Source organism: Pseudomonas sp. Z4-7 (assembly GCF_051131965.1).
In the GTDB taxonomy this organism is placed as follows: Bacteria; Pseudomonadota; Gammaproteobacteria; order Pseudomonadales; family Pseudomonadaceae; genus Aquipseudomonas.
Window position 1 is genome coordinate 1,785,883 of record NZ_CP071642.1, and the last position, 23,466, is coordinate 1,809,348.

Below are 23,466 nucleotides of genomic sequence, written 5' to 3' on the forward strand. Positions count from 1 at the left end.
CCGGATATGCAGCAAGACGATCCAAAAATCACCAAGGACGCCGCGCCTACAGGCACCCAGACATTGCTGCGTGGGCTGGGCGTGGTCCAGGCGGTCGCCAGCGGCGCCCGTGACTTGAAGGAAATCGCCCGGCTGATCGGTACCACCCGCAGCACCACCCATCGCCTCGCCAGTTGCCTGGTGGACGAGCGTTACCTGCGTGTGGTGCCGCAAGTGGGCTATCTGCTGGGGCCGAAGCTGATCGAGCTGGGTTTCCAGGCGCGGGAAGAACTGCCGTTGGTGAGCCTGGCGGGGCCGTACCTGGACGAGCTGTCGGCGCTCACCGGAGACACCGTCCACCTGGCGATTCGCGAGGGCGACGAGGTCCTGTACCTGTTGAAAAATCCGGGCCGCAACGGACCGGAAATGCGCTCACGGGTGGGCCACCGCATGCCGCTCGCGCGCACCGGGATCGGCAAGGCACTGATGCTCGATGACTCCCAGGAGCAATGGAAAAGGCTGTACGAGATCAGCCTTCCGGCGGGTGGGAAGAATCAGTTTTGGCCCCAGCATCAGGAGCAATCCTGGGAGCAGTTCCAGCAACGAATGGTGGAATACGTAGCAGGCGGCTATGCCTTCGACCTCGAAGACAACGAACCGTCGATTCGTTGCGTGGCGGCACCGATCCGCGACGCCGGCAAGCGTATCGTCGCCGGTATCAGCATCGCCAGCACCGTGCCGTACATGCCGCTGGAAAAGATGGCCGAGCTGATTCCCCTGGTCAAGGGCGTCACCGCGCGGCTGTCGGCGGAGCTGGGCGCCAAGGTCTGACGGCCGTCACGCATGGTGCTGGGGTGTTTTTTTGATGGCGGGTAACAAAAAGGCCCCCATTCGGGAGCCTTGATGTTCAGCGGATCGGCTTACATGTTCGGGTAGGTCGGTCCGCCGGCGCCTTCCGGCGTGACCCAGGTGATGTTCTGTGCAGGGTCCTTGATGTCGCAGGTCTTGCAGTGAACGCAATTCTGGGCGTTGATCTGGAAGCGCTTCTCACCGTCTTCCTTGGTGATCACTTCGTACACGCCGGCCGGGCAGTAGCGCTGGGCCGGTTCGTCATACAGTGGCAGGTTCTTGCCGATCGGGATGCTCGGGTCGGTCAGCTTCAGGTGGCAAGGCTGTTCTTCTTCATGGTTGGTACCGGAGATGAACACCGAACTGAGCTTGTCGAAGCTGATCTTGCCGTCCGGTTTCGGGTAGTCGATCTTCTTGCAATCGGCCGCCAGTTTCAGGCACGCATAGTCCGGCTTGGTATCGCGCAGGTTGAACGGAATCTTGCCGCCGAAGATGTTCTGGTCGAGCCAGTTGAAGCCGCCGCCGACGATCGCGCCGTATTTGTGGATCGCTGCGCCGAAGTTGCGACTGGCGAACAGTTCTTCGTACAGCCAGCTGCTCTTGAAGCCATCGACATAGGCGGTCAGTTCGTCACCGCCTTCGGACTCGGCGAACAGGCGATCAGCCACTGCTTCGGCGGCGAGCATGCCCGACTTCATTGCGGTGTGGCTGCCCTTGATCTTGGCGAAGTTCAACGTACCGAGGTCGCAACCGATCAGCGCGCCGCCCTTGAAGATCATTTTCGGCAACGAATTCAGGCCGCCCTTGGCGATGGCGCGAGCACCGTAACTGACGCGCTTGCCACCTTCCAGATACTGCTTGAGCACCGGGTGATGCTTGAGGCGCTGGAACTCGTCGAACGGCGACAGAAAGGTGTTGCTGTAGGAAAGATCGACGATCAGACCGACCACCACCTGATTGTTTTCCAGGTGATAAAGGAACGAGCCGCCGGTGTTTTCGGTGCCCATGATGTCCAGCGGCCAACCGGCGGTGTGCACCACCAGGCCAGGCTGATGCTTGGCCGGGTCGATTTCCCAGATCTCTTTCAGACCGATGCCGTAGTGCTGGGTGTCGGCCTCGCTGTCCAGGTTGAAGCGCTTGATCAGTTGCTTGCCGATGTGACCACGGCAGCCTTCGGCGAACAGCGTGTACTTGCCACGCAGTTCCATGCCTGGGGTGTAGAGACCTTCCTTCGGGTTGCCTTCACGGTCGACACCCAGGTCGCCGGTGATGATGCCGCGAACCACGCCGTTTTCATCGAACAGCGCTTCCTGGGCGGCGAAGCCAGGGTAGATTTCCACGCCCAGGTTCTCGGCCTGCTGGGCCAGCCAGCGGCACAGGTTGCCCAGGGAAATAATATAGTTGCCTTCGTTGTGCATGGTCTTGGGCACAAAGAAGTCGGGGATTTTGCTCGCCGCCTCGGCGTTTCGCAGGACATAAATGTCATCGCGCACGACCGGCGTGTTCAACGGCGCGCCGAGTTCTTTCCAGTCCGGGAACAGTTCGTTCAGGGCACGCGGTTCGAACACCGCGCCGGAGAGAATGTGCGCGCCGACCTCGGAGCCTTTTTCGACCACGCAGACGCTGATTTCCTTACCGGCTTCGGCGGCCTTCTGTTTCAGTCGGCAAGCGGCAGACAGGCCAGCGGGGCCGGCACCGACGATGACCACGTCGAATTCCATGTATTCGCGTTCCACAGGCTATCTCCTACTCAAGGCTCAACAGTTTTTTCTAATTGGAGGTTTGGCGTTGCATCCGTTATTTCCTTCGCCGAGCGACGAAAGCGACAATGGATGACCCGCGCTTCTCTCTCTGAGCGGCGCATTATATCTACACCACTCTTGGGGTCCAATACAAACGTTCGTTTGAAATTGCCGCAGCCCAGATAAATCACTGACGTACGGCTTATGACCGACCATTTTGCCGTATTGACCGGAATAGGCGTTCCGGTCAAGATACGGGCGGTTTTGCGCTCGCCGTAGGCTGACTGTTGGTTTCAAGAGCACCTCTAAAGACAGGGCGAAGGCAGCACAAAGTGACGAGGTGCGCGGTTCGGACGCGCAGTTTACACGCCGCGATAATGAATGACTCATCGGTCATCACTGACGAATGGTCTTCACTCCCGTGAGCAAGGTCATGTGTGGTTCATGCCGGCGTTTTTAGAGGTGCCCTTGCGCCCATGATCATCAACCGCCAGGTTCGCCCAGGCGACTTTCTTTTCACCGGAGAGTAACGAGGAATCCATGAAGGTTCTTGTAGCTGTCAAACGAGTGGTCGACTATAACGTCAAGGTTCGCGTCAAGGCGGACAACTCCGGCGTCGACCTCGCCAACGTCAAGATGTCGATGAACCCCTTCTGCGAAATCGCCGTGGAAGAAGCCGTACGCCTGAAAGAGAAAGGCGTGGCAACCGAGATCGTTGTCGTCTCCATCGGCCCGACCACCGCTCAGGAGCAACTGCGTACTGCGCTGGCGCTGGGTGCCGATCGCGCCATCCTCGTCGAATCCGCCGAAGAGCTGACTTCCCTGGCCGTTGCCAAACTGTTGAAAGCCGTTGTCGACAAGGAACAGCCTCAGCTGGTGATCCTCGGCAAACAGGCCATCGACAGCGACAACAACCAGACCGGCCAGATGCTTGCTGCGTTGAGCGGCTACGGCCAGGGCACCTTCGCTTCGAAAGTCGAAGTGTCCGGCGACAGCGTTGCCGTGACCCGCGAGATCGATGGCGGCGCGCAGACGGTTTCCCTGAAACTGCCGGCCATTGTCACCACCGACCTGCGTTTGAACGAGCCGCGTTATGCGTCCCTGCCAAACATCATGAAAGCCAAGAAGAAGCCGCTTGAAGTGCTGACTCCGGATGCTTTGGGCGTTTCCACCGCCTCCACCAACAAGACCCTGAAGGTCGAAGCGCCGGCTGCACGCAGCGCGGGCATCAAGGTCAAGTCGGTGGCTGAACTGGTCGAGAAACTGAAAAACGAAGCGAAGGTAATCTGACTATGACTATCTTGGTAATCGCCGAACACGATAACAAGGCGCTGGCTCCGGCCACGCTGAACACCGTTGCTGCCGCGGCCAAAATCGGTGGCGATGTGCACGTGCTGGTGGCCGGGCAGGGCGCAAGTGCCGTTGCCGAAGCTGCTGCTAAAATTGCCGGCGTGGCAAAAGTACTGTCGGCCGACAACGCCGCCTACGCACATCAGCTGCCGGAAAACGTTGCTCCGCTGGTTGCCGAGCTGGGCAAGGGCTACAGCCACATCCTGGCTGCCGCTACCTCCAACGGCAAGAACATCCTGCCGCGCGTGGCTGCCGCACTGGACGTCGACCAGATCTCCGAAATCATCTCGGTGGAAAGCGCCGATACTTTCAAGCGCCCGATCTACGCCGGCAACGCCATCGCCACCGTACAATCGACCGCTGCGATCAAGGTCATCACCGTGCGCGCCACCGGTTTCGACCCGGTTGCCGCCGAAGGTGGCTCGGCTGCCGTTGAAGCGGTAGGCGCTGCTCATGACGCCGGCATCTCCAGCTTCGTCAACGAAGAACTGGCGAAATCCGATCGCCCTGAGCTGACCGCTGCCAAGATCGTCGTTTCCGGCGGTCGCGGCATGCAGAACGGTGACAACTTCAAGCACCTGTACGCCCTGGCCGACAAGCTGGGCGCTGCCGTCGGCGCTTCCCGCGCCGCGGTCGACGCAGGTTTTGTGCCCAACGACATGCAGGTCGGCCAGACCGGCAAGATCGTTGCGCCACAGCTGTACATCGCCGTCGGTATCTCCGGCGCGATCCAGCACCTGGCCGGCATGAAAGACTCCAAGGTGATCGTTGCGATCAACAAGGACGAAGAAGCGCCGATCTTCCAGGTGGCCGATTATGGCCTGGTGGCTGACCTGTTCGAAGCCATCCCCGAGCTGGAGAAGCTGGTCTAATCCGGCGTCTTCACTTATAAAGAGCCCGGCCTTTGGCCGGGTTTTTTATTTCTGCTTCCGGGGAGCGTAGCGCCATGGATCTTCGCCGTTTGGCCGGTTGGTCGTTGTTGTGGACATTGGCTTGCATGCCAGGCCTGTCTGTCGCCGCTGGCAAATGTGAGCGTCTGGTCGCCACTGGCAGCCCCGATGCGCCGCCTTATCTTTGGCAAGACCCCCAGGACCCCAAGCACCTGATCGGCGCTGGCGCCGAACTGCTGGAGCAGGTGGCGCAGGCGCTGGGGATCAAGATCGAGCTGCTCTACGCCGGCAAGCGTGCCCAGGCATTGGACGAGGTGCGCAGCGGGCGCATGGACCTGCTCACCGATGCTCCGCTGACCACGAACGGGCTGGAAAGCCTCGATTACGTGCATCCGGCCTTGCTGGAAAATGATTACCTGGTCTGGACCCGCAAGGATTCGACGTTGCTCATCACCCGGCCCGAGGACCTTCACGGACATCCCGGAGCCTTGTCGGAGAAGGCCCGAATGACCCAGGGATTCAGCGTCTTTGCCGAGCAGAACCTAACCCTGACCCGGACGCCCAACCTGACCCAGGCCTTTCAGAAATTGCTGCTGGGTGAAGTGGAATATGTCTTGGCAGGACGCTACTCGGGCATGGCGATGGCGCAGACATTGGGGATGGCCAACGATCTGCAGGCGGTACCGCAACCGGTGGATAAACCGGGATTGTTCCTCGCGGTTTCCCATAACTCCGCCTGCAACGACCCATGGTTGCGCGGACAGCTGGCGCAAAAGATGACAGAATTGGCCGCGTCCGGCCTGACGGAGGCTGTGTTGCAGCGCAATCTGGAGCGTTGGAGAACACAGTTGCAGCCACCTGTCAGTGCCCCAAAACAGTAGGGAACATTAGTGACTATTCGACCTCTTTTCGCTGCCCTGGCCGTTCTGGCTCTGGCGGGTTGTGCAGCCGATCCGGCGCCGAATGAACAGCTGCGCCTGACTGAACAGGCCATCGAGCAGGCCCATGCGGTGGGCGCCACCGCCGATGACGTGCCTGAACTTAAACTCGCCGAAGAAAAATTCGCCCGCGCCAAGAGCAACATGGCCGACGAATCCTACAAGAAGGCACGCATGCGCGCCGAGCAGGCCGAGCTGGACGCGCGCCTGGCCGAAGCGAAGGTGCTCAGTCTCAAGCGCCAGGAGCAGTTGAACGTGCTCGATACTCGAATCAAGCGCTTGCGCAAACAGTTGAGGGATGATGCCCAATGAAGCCGTCCCATGTATGTGGCAGCCTGGTCCTCGCGGGCCTCGCCAGTTTGTATGGCTGCGCCGGCCAGCGTAGCGAAGCGGCGCTGGAACAGGCCAGCGCCAGCTTCCAGAAGGTCAAGGAAGACGCCAATGTCCTGCGCGCCGCGCCCAAGGATGTCATCCGCGCCGGCGAATCCCTGGCCCGGGCCGATCGCCTGTCCAGCTATTGGGGCAGCGGCGAGGATGTCCAGCATTACGCTTACCTGAGCCAGCGCTACAGCGAGATCGCGCGGGAACACAGCAATCAGTTACTCAACGAAGAGCGCGCGGCGAAGCTTGAGCTGGAACGCCAGCGCCTGCAATTGGCCTTGCGCGAATCCAAGTTGCTGAGCGTCCAGCAGCAAGGCAAGTGGCTGGAAGAACAGATCATGGCGATGGCCACCACCCAGACTGATCGCGGCTTGGTGATGACCCTGGGTGACGTGCTGTTCGACACCGGCGAAGCGGAACTGAAGAACTCGGCCAACCGCGTGGTACTCAAGATCGTGCAGTTCCTGCAGCTCAATCCCAAGCGCGTGGTGCGTATCGAGGGCTATACCGACAGCACCGGCGGCAAGCAGGAGAACCTCAAGCTGTCCCGTGATCGCGCGCAGGCGGTGGCGGACGTGCTGGTGGACCTGGGAATCGATGAAAAACGCATTCAGGTCGAAGGCTACGGCGATCAATACCCGGTGGACGTCAACGCTTCCGAGCGTGGCCGGGCCCAGAACCGTCGTGTGGAAATCGTCTTTTCCGACGAGAAAGGTCAGCTCGGCGCCGCCCGCTGAGGGTTGCGTCACTGGAAAACCCGGCCCCTGCCAAGGCGCCGGGTTTTTTTGCGCCTGGAGACCGTAGAGAAAAGGGTACAGTTTGGGGGTGTCACTGCACTGTGCTGTCAAGTAATCTGGCAACTGTCCCAGTACACTTCTAAACTGTTCCGGTAATATTTCCCACAAGAATAAAATGCCCGTGAAATCGAGTGCTGCGTCATGACCAACCTCCTGCTTTACCAACGTATTGCTCAACAACTGGCTGAAGATATCCGGCGCGGTGTATATCAGCCCGGCGAACGCGTCCCGTCGGTGCGCAAGATGAGTTCGCAGCTCAACGTCAGCCATGCCACTGTGTTGCAGGCCTATGCCAACCTGGAAGACCAAGGGTTGATCCGGGCGCGGCCGCAGTCGGGTTACTACGTGCACCAGACGCCGGCCCTGACCGCGCCGACGCCGGACATCGCCCGGGTCGAGCGCCCCGGCCTGGTGACGCGCAGTAGCATTATCCAGCAGGTGTTAGTCGAGTCGCGCCGTGAAGGGGTCTTCCCGCTGGGCGCGGCGGTGCCGAGCGTCGATTATCTGCCAGTGCGGGCGTTGCACCAGCAGTTGGCCAAGGTCACACGGTTTCACAGTCCGCGGGCCTTCAGCTACATGTTCAGCCCCGGCTTCGAGCCGTTGCGGCGCCAGGTGGCGATTCGCATGCGTGATGCCGGAGTCGTGGTCGACCCCTCCGAAGTAGTGATCACCCATGGCTGCGTCGATGCGTTGCAAATGTCGCTGCGCGTGCTGACCCGGCCGGGGGATTTGATCGCCGCCGAGTCGCCGACCTATTACGGTTTGCTGCAGTTGGCGGATCTGTTGGGACTCAAGGTGATCGAGATCCCCAGCGATCCGGTCACCGGCATGAGCCTTGAAGCCTTGCAGCTGGCGGCCAACCAGTGGTCGATCAAGGCGTTGGTCCTGACCACGCGCCTGAGCAATCCCCTCGGCGGCACGATGCCTGAGGAGCGGCAAAAGCAGCTGCTGCGCCTGGCGTCGGATTTCGACATTCAGATTGTCGAGGACGACATTTACGGCGAACTGATGTTCGAGCAGGGGCGTACCAAGGCACTCAAGGCGTACGACCGCCTGGATCGGGTGATCTACTGCTCGAGTTTTTCCAAGACCTTGTCGCCGGGTGTGCGCATCGGCTGGATGATCGCCGGCAAGTTCCAGCAAGAGATCCAGCGCCTGCAAACGTTCAGTACTCATTCGGCGTGCAGCGTCACGCAGATGGGCATCGCGGCGTACCTGGAAAACGGCGGCTACGACCGGCACCTGCGCTACATTCGCCAGGAGTACCGCAAGAACCTCAGCGCCTTTCAACTGGCTGTGCAGCAGTATTTTCCCGAAGGCACGCAAATGAGCCGTCCTACCGGGGGCTTCATCCTTTGGGTCAGCCTGCCGGGACGGGTCAATACCCAGGAGTTGCACGTGCGGGCGCTGCAGCAGGGCATCAGCATCGCCCCCGGGCTGATCTTCAGTAACACCGAGCAGTTCAACCACTGCATTCGCCTGAACTGCGGCACGCCCTGGAACCGCGAGGCAGAGCGGGCCCTGATGACGCTGGGGCTGTTGGCCACCCAGCTGTGCCAGGAGACCGCGAGCGGGCTCCTTTAAATTCAAGCGCTTGGATGGACATGCTTGTCAGCGCTCGATTAACAGGCGAGCATGGGGCTTGTGTCGTAACTGCCATCGAGTCCAATGAAAGCCATTGTCCCTGCCGTCTGGGTTTTGCTTGGCCTGTTGACTGCCTTCCATTCAGGAGGCGTCGTGGCGGCTGCGGCACAGGAAAAACCCGCGGCCAGCGCTACGAAGAATCCTGGCAAGGCACCCGCAGCGGTGAAAAAAGCCCCCGCGAAGAAAGCCGCGAATACCAGAAAAAAACGTGCGCCTGTCGCCTCCAAAAGCAAATCCGCCCGCGAAATTGCCAAGACCCGACTGCCACCGGCGAAGCTCGACTTGAGCTTGCCCAATGAAATGGTCGAGGAGCTGAAGCCCCCGGGAACGGTGCCGCTGCCCAAGCGTGAGCCGTTGTTGCCGCCCATGTTCGGCGATAAGCCTGGGCCGTTCCAACTCAACGGACGTTTGCTGAGCAACGAAATGCAGCTGCCGTTGCGCAACCAGGAGCGCAACGAAGTGGAAGGCGCAGCGCTGGAGTTCGAATTCAAGCAGTAGGCATTCATTGCGCCTGCAACTTGTCACTGACTGCTCGGTCATCGCGTCATGAACGAAAAAACACCCATCCAGTAATTTGAAACGTTCGTTTTAGCCGTTACTCTCTGTCCTGTTATCAACCATTACCTGCCGCGAGGACGTTTTCGTCATGAAATGCCGCGAGGGCTGTGGCGCCTGCTGCATCGCCCCCTCCATCAGCTCACCCATCCCAGGGATGCCTCAAGGCAAGCCGGCGGGCGAGCGTTGCGTGCAGTTGTCGGTCGACAATCTGTGCCAGATATTCGGCCGGGCCGATCGCCCTGCGGTGTGCTCCGCGTTTGAGGCTGACATCGAGGTCTGTGGCGACAGCAGCGAAGAAGCCATTCGCTTGATCGGTTGGTGGGAGCAAGTCACGGCAGCGTAATGCGTCAAGATCGGAACTTCGAAAACAAGGAAAACAATTATGGGTTCGCTGCATCGTATGGCTGTGTTGTGTGGTTTGACCGTGTTGCTGGCAACGGCTACCGCCCAGGCTGAGGATTGGCAGGTTGCCAAGGAAAAGGAAGGCATCAAGGTTTCACTCAGTGAAGTCAGCGGTTCCAAGTACAAGGCCTACCAAGGCGTGACCGTCATGAAGACCACCATGGCGAAGTTGCGAGCCTTGCAGGAAGACGTATCGGGTGCCTGTGCCTGGATTCATGAATGCAAGAGCCAGAAGCTGCTCAAGCACGAGGGCGGCAAGAGCTGGACCTACACTCAATTCAACACGCCATGGCCGGTCACGCCCCGTGACTCAGTGCTGGAAGTCACTACCGTCGAAGGCGCGGATGGCAGCCTGACCCGCAACCTCAAGGGCGTACCCGCTTACGCACCTGAAGAAAAAGGTTTCGTGCGAGTGGCACAAGTCGAAGGTTTCTGGAAATTCACTCCCAAGGGCGCGGATCAGGTCGAAGTGATTTACCAGGTCCATACCGAGCCGGGGGGCGATGTTCCGTCCTGGCTGGCTAACAAGTTCGTGGTGGATGCGCCGTTCAATACCCTGAAAGCGTTGAAAGAACGCGCCGAAAAATAGTCCTGGTCACTCCGAGAAAAACCGCCCTTGAGGCGGTTTTTTCGTATGTGCCGTCAACGAACTCAGCGGAACGATTGTTTCGCCGCCAATGTCGAGATAGAGGTAAGCCCGGCCATTCCATCGATCAAGGAGACATTGATGCAAAAGTGGGAAATCACCTTCGTTGACGATCACGGCGAAACGATCGCCGAGCAGTTTGATTACGCCCAGGAGCCCACGATGGAACAAGCGGCACAACTGATTCGGGAAAAGCTGGTACCTCTCTCGAAAGAGCTGGACCTCAACGACCTGGAGGGCCGCACCGACGACCCCACGGTCAAGAGCCTGAAAACCCAGAACAGCATTGAAATCATCAGCATTAAACCGGTTCCATGAAATTCATTGTCTGGTCCCGCTTGGCAGTCGCACTGACTTGACGCTACTCTGCAATCGAGATCAGCGAAAGGATCGCGAAGGTCCGGTCTTGTCAGCTACATGCTTGTGTCCCGACGGTCATTTGATGCCGTATCGCTTGTAACCGCTGGTTGCATGCACGGGAAGACGGAAAGTCTATCCATCGGTTCTGAGGAGGACGTTTCATGAGCACAGCCTATCAAGAAGATATCAGCACCAGCGTGTTGCGCCGCATGAAAGAAGGCGGTTTCGATTTCTCCCAATTCCATCCCATCGAGTTCTACGCCATTTTTCCCGACGAGGAACGGGCGCGCAGGGCGGCAGGTCATTTTCGGGGAGAATCGTTGAATGCGCAGATCAGCGCTCGGGAAGATGGTGCCTGGTCACTGGAACTGAGCCGGGTGATGTACGCCACCTATGATGATATTGGCGACTTCGAACTGAACTTCGAGGCGGTGGTGGAGCCACTGGGTGGCATCATTGAAGGGTGGGGCGTCAAGCAGGAGATCCGTCGCCTGCAGGCCTGATACTTACTCTTTGCAGCACAGCAACGGCTGACCTTTGTGTCGGCCGTTTTCATGTAGCGCTCTTGCGGCAATCAAGCATCTACGGCTGCTTGCGTCCCGCCATATGCTTCAAATATCCCACCAGCAGATCAAGCTCCGCATCCGGCAGCACCGCCGCCGAGAACCCCGGCATCTTCCCTTGAGGCCAGCGCCGCAGGCTCTGCGGATCCCGTATGTAACGCTTGAGAAAATCCCCCGAGAAGTACTCGGTTGGATTGAAGGGAATGTTCAGGTCCGGGCCGAACTGGGCATCGCCTGCACCGTTGAGGCGGTGGCAGGCCAGGCAGTTTTTCTGGAACAGCGCAAAACCCTGATTGATCGGATCGTCCTTGGCCAGGCCTGGGGAGGGCAGCAGGGCAGGGAAACGCTCGGCCACCGCGGACAGGCGCTTGATGCTCGCCAGCGCGTAGGGCCACTGTTCGGGGCTGATATGTCCCGCCTGGGGATCGGTCCAGACCAAGTAAAAGGGCCCGGCACTGCGCTTGCCCTCGCCCAGTGAGGGCCAGGGGGCTGCTGGGTCTTCGATCGCCAGCCACGCACGGGCGCCACTCTGGTTGAGCAACGGTGCAGCGGACATTTCGGCGGCAAAGCCATCCAGCGCCACGGCCTGCAAATGGTCATTCGGCTGGACGCCGGTCAACAACGCCGTGAGGGGGACGGCGCGATAGCTCATGGATTTCTTGTAGGAAACATCGTCATTGATCCGGACCGTCCGAGCTTCAGGATGCTTGAGCAGTTCCTCGGTTTGCCAGGTGCGTGCCTGCGTGCCCAGTTCAAGTACGAGTTGCGCGGCAAATAGAGGCGTGCTGAGCAGCAGCGCCCCGATCGCAATGAGAGCTTTCAATGAATCGCCTTCCATGTCGAGAGGGAAGCGCAAAGGGTGGCACAGCCACCCTCGCTTGAACAACGACCCTCGTGCATTTGCTGGCGATGGCACCACGCGCCGGATTCAGCCGATGACCTTGGTAATGTTCGGCAAAATCAACAGCAGCGTAGTGGCAAAGAGGATGAGTCCGGCTTGACGAACTTTCGAGTGTTTGAACATGGCTGACCCGCCTTTTTTGTTATTTCCTGAGGCCAGCCTGCGTAGCTCCGTGGCGGCTGGCGTTGCACTTCCTGTTTGAAACTGGCTGACAAGCGCCTCGGCAAAACCCGACGACTCTCTTGTACAGGGTTTACATTAGGGGCCGCAGCCGCGTTGGCTTAGATCCAATTCATATGAGTTTCAAGCTAATAGCTATTAAACAGGCATGAGGCCTATTGCCAGCTACTTGCCGGCCCTCTTGCTAGACAGCTTGCTCACCTGAAACGGTTAACCCGATAGCACGCTACCGTTCGTCTGAGCGTGGCTGTCAATGCCGTTGAGCGCTGGGGTCATTGAATCCGGCGCCGCTGGGCTTAAGGTTAGAGGTGTTCGCATTTCGTCGATGATGGTTCGAGGATGTCATGACCCAAGCTTTGATTTTCGATGCATTACGCACGCCCCGCGGCAAGGGCAAGGCCGATGGCGCCCTGTACACCGTCAAGCCGGTGAACCTGGTCGCCGGCCTGCTCGACGCGTTGCGTCAGCGCATGGACCTGGACACCCGTCACGTCGATGACATCGTGCTCGGCTGCGTGACTCCGGTAGGCGACCAAGGCGCCGACATTGCCAAGACGGCGGCCCTGGTGGCAGGCTGGGACGTCAGCGTGGCGGGCGTGCAACTCAACCGTTTCTGCGCCTCGGGCCTTGAGGCGGTGAACCTGGCGGCGATGAAAGTGCGCTCCGGCTTCGAGGACCTGGTGGTGGCCGGCGGCGTGGAGTCGATGTCACGGGTACCGATGGGCAGCGATGGAGGCGCGTGGGCGCTGGACCCACAATCGAACCTGCAGGGGCATTTTGTCCCCCAGGGCATTGGCGCGGACCTGATCGCTACCCTGGAAGGTTTCAATCGCGAAGATGTCGATACCTTCGCGCTGCAATCCCAGCGCAAGGCCGCTCGGGCTCGGGACGACGGATCGTTCGCGAAATCACTGGTGGCGGTGCGGGACCAGAATGGCATCGTGCTGCTGGACCACGACGAATTCATCCGTGGCGACTCGACCCTTGAAGGGCTGGGCAAGCTTCGGCCGAGTTTCGAGGCGATGGGCCAGATGGGCTTCGACGCGACGGCGTTGCGTGTCTACAGCCATGTCGAACGAATCAACCATGTGCACACCCCGGGCAACAGCTCGGGCATCGTCGACGGCGCGGCGCTGATGCTTGTCGGCACCGAGGCAAAGGGCCGCGAGTTGGGCCTGGAGCCCCGGGCGCGAATCGTCGCCACTGCGGTCACCAGCACCGAGCCGACCATCATGCTCACTGGCCCGGCCCCGGCCACCCGCAAGGCCTTGGCGAAAGCCGGGTTGCGGGTGGAAGACATCGATCTGTTCGAGGTCAACGAAGCCTTCGCCTCGGTGGTGCTCAAATTCATCAAAGACATGGCCATCGATCCCGCAAAGGTGAATGTCAACGGCGGTTCTATCGCCATGGGGCACCCACTCGGTGCCACCGGGTGCGCAATTCTTGGCACTTTGCTCGATGAGCTGGAGGCGCGTCGCCTGCGTTACGGCCTGGCGACGCTGTGTGTCGGCGGCGGAATGGGCATCGCCACTATCATCGAACGCCTCTGAGCCCTCGACACCAAGGAACACTTTTCATGACCGAAGCCATTCGTTACGAAACCGGCCAGGACCGGATCGTTCTCCTGACCCTGGACATGCCGGGCCAGAGCAGCAATACCATGAACGCGATCTATCGCGAGGCGATGGCCGCCTGCGTGGCGCGTCTGTTGGCCGAAAAAGATTCAATCGCCGGGGTGATCATCACCTCGGCCAAGAAAACCTTTTTTGCCGGTGGCGACTTGAACGAGCTGGTCAGGATCGACCCATCCGAGGCCCAGGCGTTCTATCAGATGGTCCTGGGGCTGAAAGCGCAACTGCGCGCCCTCGAAACCCTCGGTGTACCCGTCGTCGCGGCGATCAATGGTGCGGCCTTGGGCGGCGGTTGGGAAATCTGCCTGGCGTGTCATCATCGCGTAGCGCTGGACCATCCATCGGTGCAGATCGGCTTGCCGGAGGTCACCCTCGGCCTGCTGCCGGGCGGTGGCGGTGTGGTGCGGATGGTGCGGGTGCTGGGTCTGGAAAAGGCTTTGCCGTATCTGCTCGAGGGCAAGCGACTTGGCCCGCAGCAGGCGTTGCAGGCCGGCTTGATCGACGAGCTGGCGGCGGATCGCGACGAGCTGCTGGCCAAGTCCCGAGCCTGGATTCTCGCCCATCCGGATGCGATCCAACCTTGGGATGTGAAGGGCTATCGGCTTCCAGGCGGGACCCCGTCCGACCCGAAGGTCGCCCAGATGCTGGCGATCGCGCCTTCGATCCTGCGCAACAAGACCCAGGGCTGCCTGCCGGCCCCGGAAAAGATTCTCTGCGCTGCAGTAGAGGGCGCGCAGGTGGGGTTTGACGCGGCGCATCTGATCGAGACGCGCTATTTCACCGAGCTCGCCACGGGACAAGTGGCGAAGAACCTGATCGGCACCTTCTGGTTTCAACTCAACGAAATCAAGGCCGGCAAATCCCGCCCACAGGGTGTTGCGCCTTATCTGACAAAAAAAGTCGGCGTGCTCGGTGCGGGCATGATGGGCGCCGGTATCGCCTGCGTCAGCGCCGTGGCCGGCATCGACGTGGTGCTCAAGGACATCGACTTGGCCGCCGCACAGAAGGGCAAGGCACGCTCGGCGGCGTTGCTGGACAAAAAAGTCGCGCGCGGCCAACTCACCGAGGAACAACGCGACGCCACGCTGGCGCGGATTCACCCTACCGACAACGATGCCGAGCTGGCCGGTTGTGACCTGATCATCGAGGCCGTCTTCGAAGACCGTTCCCTGAAAGCCCAAGTGTCGTCAGCAGCCCAGGCGGCAGCGGGGCCTGAGGCGGTGATCGCTTCCAACACCTCGACCCTGCCCATCACCGGCCTGGCCGAGGCGGTGCCGGACGCGAGCAGATTCATCGGACTGCACTTCTTCAGTCCGGTGGAAAAAATGCCGCTGGTGGAAATCATCAAGGGGGCCGGGACCAGTGATGAAACCGTGGCCCGGGCTTTCGATTTTGCCCGGCAGATCGACAAGACGCCCATCGTGGTCAAAGACAGCCGTGGTTTTTTCACTTCGCGGGTGTTTGGCACCTTCATCAACGAAGGCATTGCGATGCTCGGCGAGGGCGTGAGTGCGCCGATGATCGAAACCGAAGCGCGCAAAGCCGGGATGCCGGTCGGGCCCCTGGCTGTTTCGGACGAGGTTTCCCTCGGTTTGATGAGCCATATCCGCGCTCAAACCGCCAAAGACCTGCACGCAGAAGGGAAAGCGCCGACAGAGCATCCTGCATTCGCCGTGATCGACCTGCTGCTTGATGAGTACAAACGACCAGGCAAAGCGGCCGGAGCCGGATTTTATGACTATCCAGCCCAAGGGCAGAAGCATCTCTGGCCGGAGCTCAAGAGCCGTTTCGAGAAAGCCGATGGGCAAATCCCCGCGCAGGATATCCGCGATCGCCTGCTGTTCATCCAGGCCTTGGAAACTGTTCGCTGCGTAGAAGAAGGCGTCGTCACTTCGACGCCGGATGCCAATGTCGGCTCGGTATTCGGCATCGGTTTCGCGGCCTGGACAGGTGGGACGTTGCAGTTCATCAACCAGTACGGTTTGCCGGCATTTATCGCTCGTGCCCAGTACCTGGCCGAGCAATATGGCGAACGTTTCTCACCACCGGCCCTGTTGCTGGAAAAAGCCGCCAGCCGGGCGATGTTCTGACGGGGAGGGGGCTTGCCTTGGAGCGGTGTTTCAAGGCAGGCTCTGGGGTGTGCAATATTCCCATCATCGTGTCAGGTATTTTTTATGTCGTTACGCATCTGCATTCTGGAAACCGATATCCTGCGTCCGGAACTGGTCGAGCAATATCAGGGTTACGGGCAGATGTTCCAGCGCCTGTTTTCGCAACAGCCCATTGCGGCCGAGTTTGTCTTATACAACGTGGTGGAGGGGCAATACCCCAGCGATGGCGAGCAATTCGACGCCTACCTGGTGACCGGCAGCAAGGCCGACTCCTTTGGCAGCGACCCCTGGATCCAGACCCTCAAGACCTATCTGATGGACCGCTACCAGCGTGGCGACAAACTGCTGGGCGTCTGCTTTGGTCATCAGTTGCTGGCCTTGTTGCTGGGCGGCAAGACCGAGCGCGCCAGCCAGGGATGGGGGGTTGGCACCCATCGTTACAAACTCGCGGCAAAGGCGCCCTGGATGAGCCCGGTGATGGAGGAACTGACTTTGTTGATCAGTCATCAGGACCAGGTTACCGAGCTGCCGGAAAATGCCACGGTCATCGCCTCAAGCGATTTCTGCCCATTCGCGGCCTATCACATCAATGATCAGGTCCTGTGCTTCCAGGGCCACCCGGAATTCATCCATGATTATTCCCGGGCCCTGCTGGAAATTCGCCAGCAACACCTCGGCGAGCAGATCTACAGCCAGGGCGTGGCGAGCCTTGAACAGGAGCATCACGGCACGACGGTAGCGGAGTGGATGATGCGTTTCGTCGCCCACAAACCCCAAGCTGAAGCCGCCCAAGGCTGAATGTCCGGGCATCCCACATTTGATCAGCAGATCAAATGTGGGAGCGAGCCTGCTCGCGAAGACGGCCACGCAAATCCCACTAGCAAATCCCCTACAACCATCCCGATCGCTTGAAACTCGCCCACAACGACGTACATCCCACCCCGATAAACCCGAGCACCAGGAAATACCCGTAGTGCCAGGTCAACTCCGGCATGTTTTCGAAGTTCATCCCATAGATCCCGGCCACCGCGGTCGGAAACGCCAGGATCGCCGCCCACGCTGCGAACTTGCGTTGCACCACGCTCTGGCGCGAGGCCTCCAGCAATACGCCGATCTCAATGGTCTGGCTGGCAATGTCCGCCAGTGTCGCCAGGTCTTCCATCTGCCGGGTGACATGAATCTGTACATCGCGGAAATACGGAGTCATGTTCTTGTCGATGAACGGAAAGTCCAGGCGCTGCAGCTCTTCGCTGATTTCCACCATAGGTGCCGCATAACGACGCAGGCGTAGCACGTCGCGGCGCAGACTGTGCAGGTTCTGGATATCGCGCTCGTTCAAGGCGCTGCACAGTACGTTGCGCTCCAGTTCATCGATCTCGGTGTGGATGGCTTCGCCGACGGGCTGGTAGTTCTCGATGACGAAATCGAGGATGGCGTAGAGGACAAAATCCTCCCCATGCTCCAGCAAGATGGGACGCGCCTCGCAGCGCTGCCGGACATGTGCGTAGGACGCCGAGTGGCCGTTGCGAGCGGTGATGATATAGCCCTTGCCGGCGAAGATATGGGTCTCGATGAATTGCAGCTTGCCGTTCTCGCGTACCGGCGAATAGGTGACGATGAACAGCGCATCGCCAAACGTTTCCAGCTTGGGACGGCTATGTTTCTCCATGGCGTCTTCAATTGCCAGCTCATGCAGGTTGAACTGGCGTTGCAGGTTGGTCAGTTCCAGCGCGCTGGGCTCTTCGAGGCCGATCCAGACAAAATGTCCTGGTTTTGCAGCCCAGGCGCTGCCTTCGTCGAGGGTGATATTGGTGACTTTTTTACCGGCGCTGTAAACCGCAGCAGCAACGACTCTACCCATGATGATGGTTCGCTTCTTCTTGGAAATTGGCAGTGGCAGGCAACGTGCAGCTTAGCGCGCCATGGTCTTTGAGAGTCAGCAAAATGCGCCGAGTTCGGTGCAAAAGAAAACCCGCCGTGAAGGCGGGTTTTTGGTTTACGCAACGCGCAGTTGCCGGTCCATCGTCTCGATGCATTCACGCATCTGTTCGCGGCATTGGGCGATGAGGCGGGGCATGTCATCCATGCTCAGGCCAGCGGTAGGAATGGCTGGCAGCGAACGAATGAGAATGTCACCGGCGTGCCAGCGATCCAGGCGCATATGCTTGATATAAGTGCTGACGCACACCGGGATAATCGGCACCCCGGCGGCAATCGCCATCTGGAACGCGCCTTTCTTGAAGGGCAACAGGTCTTCCCCCAAGTTGCGCGTCCCTTCCGGGAACACCCAGATAGACGTGTTTTCATGCTGCAACGTATGGGTGGTGGTCAGCATCGATTTGCGCGCCTTGATTGCATTGCCGCGATCAATCAACACGTTGCCCGCCAGCCAGAACAGTTGGCCGAACAACGGCACCCACTTCAGGCTCTTCTTGCCAATGCACACGGTACGACGCGGCACCACGTTGCCGAACACGAAAAGATCGTAGTTGGACTGATGATTGGCGATGATCACGCAGCCATGAGTCTTGTTGACCAGCGTGTCGACCTCTGCCTTGACCCGCAGGCGCAGAAACCACATCGCAGGCAGCGCGTATAACCTGGCGCATATACGACTGTTGTCAGGATTGAATGGCCGGCACAGACCCAGAACCACCCCCAGCACACCTGCCAGAACAAAATGCAGGCCCATCAAACACATACGCAATGCAAACAACATCAACAGGCCCCATCGGGACAAAAGGTGGCGCAGTGTACGGATGTGCACTGTTTTCGGCAATTGCGCCTGTAGAGGGAGGAGATAGACGATGTTTAAGCGTATGTTTCTAAACGACGCGTAAGAAGCGGGATAGAGCGGTTACCGATTCCTCAGTAACTTACATGGGAAACTTCACCGGTCCTGTGGCGAGGGAGCTTGCTCCCGCTTGAGTGCGAAGCACTCATGAAGATGGGCCTGCTACGCAGTCCAGCGGGAGCAAGCTCCCTCGCCACGGGTACGTTGTTTTTCCAGGTGAGCGATATTGCCTTTAGCCAACGTTCAGCCCGTGTATTCCTGATCCAGCAGAATCGCGCTGTCCAATGCATCCAGCAAGGCCTTGCGAACCTTGAGCTTGGTATTCTTGTGGGCGGTCATGTTGATCTTCTTCAACTGACGCGCTGCCTCCAGTGCCGCAGCTTGCAACTCGTCAGCCGCGACCACCTTGTCGAGGAAACCGGCATCCACGGCGCTCTGCGGATTGAACATCTCGCCGTTGATGACCGAGCGGTGGAACGCAGACTTGCGCAAGCGATCACGGGCCAGCTCGATACCGGCGTGGTGCATGGTCATGCCGATCTGCACCTCGTTCAGCCCGATGGTGAACGGCCCCTCCACACCAATGCGGTAGTCCGCCGACAGCAGCAGGAACGCACCCTTGGCCACCGCATGCCCAGGGCAGGCGACAACGACGGGGAAGGGGTGCGACAGCAGGCGACGAGCCAGAGTCGAGCCAGACGCGACCAGACTGACTGCCTCCTTGGGGCCGGCGGTCATCACCTTCAAATCGTAACCGCCCGACAGAATCCCCGGTTGCCCGGTAATGATTACCACCGCGCGATCAGACACTGCCTGGTCCAGCGCAGCGTTGAATGCGACGATCACATCAGGCGAAATGGCATTGACCTTGCCATTGTTCAAGGTCAGGGTCGCGATACCGTCTTCGAGATGGTAGGCAATCAGGTCGCTCATGACGCTATTCCTTGTAAGAGAAGTGAAGCAGACGTTACCCACCGCCGCAGGCCAGGTAAAGCGCCGTGACTGACTCACCGGTCAGCGCCGCCCCGCCCAAATCTCGCGAGGCGCCCAACAGCCAGCGCTTGCCCTCGTGAAGCCGCCCATAGTCGAAGCTGGAGTTTGGCCGGTTTGCCCTGCCTCGCCGCGTCCGAAATACCCGACCGGCCTTAACCGCATGAAAATTCTGAAAAAAACCTTTGCCATCGGAAAGGCTTTCGACTACATTAGCGCGCCTCGACAGACTGAACAGTTTGCCGAGACACGGTGAAGTGTCCGAGTGGCTTAAGGAGCACGCCTGGAAAGTGTGTATACAGGAAACTGTATCGAGAGTTCGAATCTCTCCTTCACCGCCATATTCTGCAAACACAAACCCCTGATTTTCCTAGAGAAAGTCGGGGGTTTGTGGTTTTTGGTCCTTAAAAAAGGGCGACATGGGAACATCTTGGGAACATTGGCTTTTTCTGCCGCATTTGCCCTTCAGCTCGCGCCACCCGTGTACTTACCCCATTGCCCACTCTGAGCCAGCCCTACCAGTTCGGCCATTTGCTGCCTGGTATAGCCGAGATTGATTTTCAGGCGCGCCAATGGGTCCGCGGAGCGCGGACTGTACTGCTCTATGGTTTTCATTTGGGCTCAAGGTAAGAAGGCCCCGCGTTTGCAGGGCCTGTCAGGTTAGACGAATTTGATTAGCAGCGTAGTGACGGTGGCCACCGTACCGATCAGGCCGGTGGCAACCGCGACTGGATACCAGAACGTTTCGCGAGTCATCTTGCCCGCTCCGGCGTTGAGCTTTTTGGTCTCAGCCATCAATTTGGCAATTTCGACATGGACCTTTTCCAATTCTGCGCCGTTCATACTGAATTCCTGCATGGTGTTCGTCCTTTCGGGGTCACCACGGGTCGCGCTCTGTGCGCTGCCCTGAGATCCATATTGTCCTTTAAGGTACGGCTGCGAGTTTTTTCCTGCCCCGAGTATAGCCATTTGAATTCATCGCGGCTCGCCGATCAGCGTGTACTTGGGTTTCAAGGTATGCCGAGCGCATCGCAATCGGTTTTTCTTGGCGGCGCCAAGCGTGGTCAACAGGTCGCCGAAAACAGTTTTCATCGAGCCAATCAAAAAGGACAACTCAGCCTCCAGAGTGTCTACCGCCAACACGGATGACGGCCAGGACCTCCCATGACTCACCCACGAATCGGCTTCGCCTGCCAATACCGGCACCCTGATCGCGGCCTTGCTGCGAGTGCGTTAAAGACCATCGAAGCGCCATACAACCCCCGCACTACGACGTTACGCTGGATGGATGGCGTCCCTCTCCAGGTCGCCCGCGATAAGCTGCTTGAAGTCGTGACGCACAATCTCGACGCACAGCTGCGCCTCATCGCGTACGTTGCCGAGCTTGGGCCAACGCTGCGCATGCTTCGATTGAGCAGCGATCTGTTGCCGTTCTACAGTCATCCGAAGGTGAGCGCTTTCTATCAGGACCCGGCCATTCAAAACCAGCTGGAAGAACGCTTCGCTGTGATTGGCAACCTCGCGCGTTCGGCGGATATCCGGCTGTCCTTCCACCCTGGCCAGTATTGTGTGTTGGGCTCGGATAAACCGGGCGTGGTGGAGAACAGCATCGCCGAGTTCGAGTACCACGCCGACATGATCCGGATGATGGGTTACGGTCGGCGCTTCCAGGACTTCAAATGCAACGTGCACATCGCCGGGCGCCTGGGGGGCGAGGGGATCCGTTCGATCTGGCCGCGGTTGTCGGAGGTGGCGCGCAATTGCATGACCTTCGAAAACGAGGAGAAGACCTACGGCGTCGATGATTGCCTGCAACTGGCTGACCTTGCCCCCGTCGTGCTGGATATCCACCACTGTTGGATCAACGAGAACGATTACATCGCACCGGACTCCCTGCGAGTCGATCGCATCATCGAAAGTTGGCGTGGGGTTCGGCCCACCATGCATTACTCGCAGCCGCCGGAGCGATTGCAAGAATTGGGTTTCGATGCAGGCAAAAAGCTTGAGATGGATGCGTTATTGAAGGTGGTGTCCAAACGTGACTTGTACGGCCACAGTGATCAGATGTGGAATCGCTGGACCAACGAATACGCGCTCAAGTTTCTGGACCGTTTCGACATCATGTTGGAGGCGAAAGACAAGAATCTGGCTGCGCAGGCATATTATGAAGATGTCGCTCGGCCTTATCTTCATCCCTCCGCATAGATCAAACGACCTGCGAACAGCATCAGGCAACCCCACAGCAGTATCGAGCAAAAGCTTCAAGGCGCATGCCGTTAAGGTTCTCAGAAAGAACTTTTATCAACTGCATTGCCGTGAGGTAAACATCATGACTACATGGAAAAGTTTGGCCTGGCGTGCCCAGGTTGTTGTTTTGGCGTTAATGCTTTCCACGAACACCTCCTGGGCTTCGGAAAACACTCAAGAAGCCAATACGAATCTGGTCCGCCAGGCATTCGCGAACTGGCAGCAGGGCAAAGGCACGGTCTTCGACCTGCTGGCGCCCGATGCGGTCTGGACAGTCGCCGGATCGAGCCCGGTTTCCGGCGTGTATGACGGCAAGACCGAGCTGATCGAACAGGCCGTGCGGCCGATCAGCGCCCGACTGGCGACGCCAATTTCCCCCACGTTGCAGAGCATCATCGCCCAGGACGACATTGTCGTTGTCCTGTGGAACGGCACTGCGACAGCCCTCGATCAAAAACCCTACAACAATACCTACTTGTGGCAACTGACCTTCAAGGATGGCCGGATCATTCAGGCAATGGCCTTCCTCGACACCTACGCGTTAAATGACCTCATGCGCCGGGTAACGCCTGCGCAGTAGAGGGCAGCTGACATAACAACGGCGCAAGTTGACCTATGTGTGCGCCACTCCTGGCACATCCATATTGATCTTGCGCCATGCCGCCTCGGAAAAGCTGTAGACCGAAAAGGCAATCAGCCCCAGGGCCATCACCATCAACACCAGGCCTCCGGCCGGCAGATTCTGCAACGCATCGAGGGCATCTTTCATGCCGGGCGGGTCCACGGCTTTATAGGCCGAGCCACTGATGATCAGCAGCACGGCGATCTCGATAAACACTACCCCGCGGGCGATCAGGCCGAAGCGCGACACCGGCCGCACATAACGCATCACTTCTTCGTCAGCCTCGAAATATTTTTCGAACGAGGCCTTCCAGCCTTTGATGATGTGGGCAATGCCGACGCCCAGTGGCACCAGCGCGACGAGGTAAACCAACAGGTTCGAATGGTCCCAGGACAGGACGCGCGCCAGCAGGTCCTGGGTTTGCCCACCGCCGGAATTCCCGGAGCTTTTCAAGCCGCTGATCAGCAGGCCCAAGGCAAAGAATGCCAGCGCGCCATTGACCAGGCCGCTCGCCAGCAACCCGGCGCGAATCACCAAGCCCTTGAACTGCGTGCCGTGATGATCAACGTCGCGCGTGGCTTGCAAAATGCGCCAGCCGGCGAAGGCAAGCAGGCCCGCCACCACTAGCCCGACCAAGGCATGGCCGAAGGGCTGGCTCAGCAACATCTCCAGGCTTTTGTGGCTGTCTTTCGGTTTGGTGGAGTCTTGGGCCGCGAGCAAGGCAAGAATGCCGACGATGAGATAGATAGCGCCACGAGCGGCATAACCGCCTCGGGCAAGTAGCACCAGGCTCTGGTGTGGGGACATGGGATCTATTCCGCGACAGTGATACAAAAACAGACCCATGGCGTCGGAAGGGGTTCGATTGAAGATGGGGCCTGACCCATTGGC

General features: G+C 59.3%; 24 protein-coding genes and 1 tRNA gene. 18 read left to right on the forward strand and 7 right to left on the reverse strand.

Features of this window, described 5'->3' with window-relative positions; translation table 11 throughout:
* Positions 1-6: 6 nt before the first annotated feature.
* On the forward strand, positions 7-810 hold the full coding sequence (locus tag J3P91_RS08065; protein WP_013693986.1) for an IclR family transcriptional regulator: 804 nt from the start codon (positions 7-9) through the stop codon (positions 808-810).
* A gap of 89 nt (positions 811-899) precedes the next feature.
* Here the strand turns inward: J3P91_RS08065 and J3P91_RS08070 are convergent, their stop codons facing one another.
* Positions 900-2,564 carry an electron transfer flavoprotein-ubiquinone oxidoreductase gene (locus tag J3P91_RS08070; RefSeq protein WP_434603284.1) on the reverse strand — a complete coding sequence of 555 codons (1,665 nt, stop codon included), beginning with the start codon at positions 2,562-2,564 and terminating at the stop codon, positions 900-902.
* 546 nt (positions 2,565-3,110) lie between these two features.
* Between J3P91_RS08070 and J3P91_RS08075 the strand changes: the two genes are divergently transcribed.
* From J3P91_RS08075 to J3P91_RS08125, 11 genes are all read left to right on the forward strand, one after another.
* Positions 3,111-3,860 carry an electron transfer flavoprotein subunit beta/FixA family protein gene (locus J3P91_RS08075; protein ID WP_024776877.1) on the forward strand — a complete coding sequence of 250 codons (750 nt, stop codon included), beginning with the start codon at positions 3,111-3,113 and terminating at the stop codon, positions 3,858-3,860.
* A 2-nt stretch (positions 3,861-3,862) separates the two neighbouring features.
* Positions 3,863-4,792 carry an electron transfer flavoprotein subunit alpha/FixB family protein gene (locus J3P91_RS08080; protein WP_053123770.1) on the forward strand — a complete coding sequence of 310 codons (930 nt, stop codon included), beginning with the start codon at positions 3,863-3,865 and terminating at the stop codon, positions 4,790-4,792.
* A 74-nt stretch (positions 4,793-4,866) separates the two neighbouring features.
* Positions 4,867-5,691, forward strand: a complete 825-nt coding sequence (locus J3P91_RS08085) for a substrate-binding periplasmic protein (RefSeq protein ID WP_434569334.1) — start codon at positions 4,867-4,869, stop codon at positions 5,689-5,691.
* Positions 5,692-5,700: 9 nt separating this feature from the next.
* The gene (locus tag J3P91_RS08090; protein WP_434603286.1) at positions 5,701-6,060 is read left to right on the forward strand and encodes a DUF4398 domain-containing protein; all 360 of its coding nucleotides are present in this window, start codon (positions 5,701-5,703) and stop codon (positions 6,058-6,060) included.
* Positions 6,057-6,866, forward strand: coding sequence for an OmpA family protein (locus J3P91_RS08095; RefSeq protein ID WP_434569332.1), 810 nt, complete (start codon positions 6,057-6,059; stop codon positions 6,864-6,866). Before J3P91_RS08090 ends, J3P91_RS08095 begins: the two co-directional genes overlap by 4 nt.
* 201 nt (positions 6,867-7,067) lie before the next feature.
* Positions 7,068-8,510 carry a PLP-dependent aminotransferase family protein gene (locus J3P91_RS08100; protein WP_305496026.1) on the forward strand — a complete coding sequence of 481 codons (1,443 nt, stop codon included), beginning with the start codon at positions 7,068-7,070 and terminating at the stop codon, positions 8,508-8,510.
* Positions 8,511-8,594: 84 nt separating this feature from the next.
* The gene (locus J3P91_RS08105) at positions 8,595-9,068 is read left to right on the forward strand and encodes a translation initiation factor 2 (RefSeq protein ID WP_434569331.1); all 474 of its coding nucleotides are present in this window, start codon (positions 8,595-8,597) and stop codon (positions 9,066-9,068) included.
* 148 nt (positions 9,069-9,216) lie between these two features.
* Entirely contained in the window at positions 9,217-9,471 is a 255-nt protein-coding gene (locus J3P91_RS08110; protein WP_434603288.1) for a YkgJ family cysteine cluster protein, read from the forward strand.
* Positions 9,472-9,510: 39 nt separating this feature from the next.
* Complete coding sequence (locus J3P91_RS08115; protein ID WP_434603290.1) at positions 9,511-10,119, forward strand: START domain-containing protein; 609 nt, start codon at positions 9,511-9,513, stop codon at positions 10,117-10,119.
* Positions 10,120-10,257: 138 nt separating this feature from the next.
* Positions 10,258-10,494, forward strand: coding sequence for a hypothetical protein (locus J3P91_RS08120; RefSeq protein ID WP_434603291.1), 237 nt, complete (start codon positions 10,258-10,260; stop codon positions 10,492-10,494).
* A 203-nt stretch (positions 10,495-10,697) separates the two neighbouring features.
* A complete protein-coding gene (locus J3P91_RS08125; protein WP_030137746.1) occupies positions 10,698-11,039 on the forward strand; it encodes a ribonuclease E inhibitor RraB in 342 nt (113 codons plus the stop codon).
* Positions 11,040-11,118: 79 nt separating this feature from the next.
* Here J3P91_RS08125 and J3P91_RS08130 read toward each other — a convergent pair whose 3' ends face one another.
* On the reverse strand, positions 11,119-11,937 hold the full coding sequence (locus tag J3P91_RS08130; RefSeq protein ID WP_434605032.1) for a c-type cytochrome: 819 nt from the start codon (positions 11,935-11,937) through the stop codon (positions 11,119-11,121).
* A gap of 587 nt (positions 11,938-12,524) precedes the next feature.
* Here J3P91_RS08130 and J3P91_RS08135 point away from each other — a divergent pair.
* The 3 genes from J3P91_RS08135 (at position 12,525) to J3P91_RS08145 (ending at position 16,720) form a co-directional block, all read left to right on the forward strand.
* Positions 12,525-13,730: an acetyl-CoA C-acetyltransferase gene (locus J3P91_RS08135; protein WP_434603293.1), complete on the forward strand. Its 1,206-nt coding sequence runs from the start codon at positions 12,525-12,527 to the stop codon at positions 13,728-13,730.
* 26 nt (positions 13,731-13,756) lie between these two features.
* A complete protein-coding gene (locus tag J3P91_RS08140) occupies positions 13,757-15,901 on the forward strand; it encodes a 3-hydroxyacyl-CoA dehydrogenase NAD-binding domain-containing protein (RefSeq protein WP_434603295.1) in 2,145 nt (714 codons plus the stop codon).
* 84 nt (positions 15,902-15,985) lie between these two features.
* Entirely contained in the window at positions 15,986-16,720 is a 735-nt protein-coding gene (locus J3P91_RS08145; RefSeq protein WP_434603297.1) for an amidotransferase, read from the forward strand.
* Positions 16,721-16,811: 91 nt separating this feature from the next.
* On the opposite strand, the gene J3P91_RS08150 is transcribed toward J3P91_RS08145, so the two are convergent.
* From J3P91_RS08150 to J3P91_RS08160, 3 genes are all read right to left on the reverse strand, one after another.
* Positions 16,812-17,783, reverse strand: coding sequence for a magnesium and cobalt transport protein CorA (locus tag J3P91_RS08150; RefSeq protein ID WP_434603299.1), 972 nt, complete (start codon positions 17,781-17,783; stop codon positions 16,812-16,814).
* Between the two features lie 135 nt (positions 17,784-17,918).
* On the reverse strand, positions 17,919-18,641 hold the full coding sequence (locus tag J3P91_RS08155; protein WP_434603300.1) for a lysophospholipid acyltransferase family protein: 723 nt from the start codon (positions 18,639-18,641) through the stop codon (positions 17,919-17,921).
* 318 nt (positions 18,642-18,959) lie between these two features.
* On the reverse strand, positions 18,960-19,649 hold the full coding sequence (locus J3P91_RS08160) for a crotonase/enoyl-CoA hydratase family protein (protein WP_434603302.1): 690 nt from the start codon (positions 19,647-19,649) through the stop codon (positions 18,960-18,962).
* Positions 19,650-19,957: 308 nt separating this feature from the next.
* Here J3P91_RS08160 and J3P91_RS08165 point away from each other — a divergent pair.
* Positions 19,958-20,047, forward strand: a tRNA-Ser gene (locus J3P91_RS08165).
* Between the two features lie 319 nt (positions 20,048-20,366).
* Here J3P91_RS08165 and J3P91_RS08170 read toward each other — a convergent pair.
* On the reverse strand, positions 20,367-20,549 hold the full coding sequence (locus J3P91_RS08170; RefSeq protein ID WP_434605034.1) for a hypothetical protein: 183 nt from the start codon (positions 20,547-20,549) through the stop codon (positions 20,367-20,369).
* A gap of 321 nt (positions 20,550-20,870) precedes the next feature.
* Here J3P91_RS08170 and uvsE point away from each other — a divergent pair, with 321 nt between their 5' ends.
* Together uvsE and J3P91_RS08180 are read left to right on the forward strand one after the other, a co-directional pair.
* Positions 20,871-21,911, forward strand: a complete 1,041-nt coding sequence (gene uvsE / locus J3P91_RS08175) for a UV DNA damage repair endonuclease UvsE (RefSeq protein WP_434603304.1) — start codon at positions 20,871-20,873, stop codon at positions 21,909-21,911.
* Positions 21,912-22,035: 124 nt separating this feature from the next.
* Positions 22,036-22,533: a nuclear transport factor 2 family protein gene (locus tag J3P91_RS08180; RefSeq protein ID WP_434603306.1), complete on the forward strand. Its 498-nt coding sequence runs from the start codon at positions 22,036-22,038 to the stop codon at positions 22,531-22,533.
* Positions 22,534-22,566: 33 nt separating this feature from the next.
* Here the strand turns inward: J3P91_RS08180 and J3P91_RS08185 are convergent, their stop codons facing one another.
* Positions 22,567-23,382 (reverse strand): DUF1206 domain-containing protein, encoded by an 816-nt coding sequence (locus tag J3P91_RS08185; protein WP_434603308.1) that lies wholly within the window; start codon positions 23,380-23,382, stop codon positions 22,567-22,569.
* Positions 23,383-23,466: the final 84 nt, after the last annotated feature.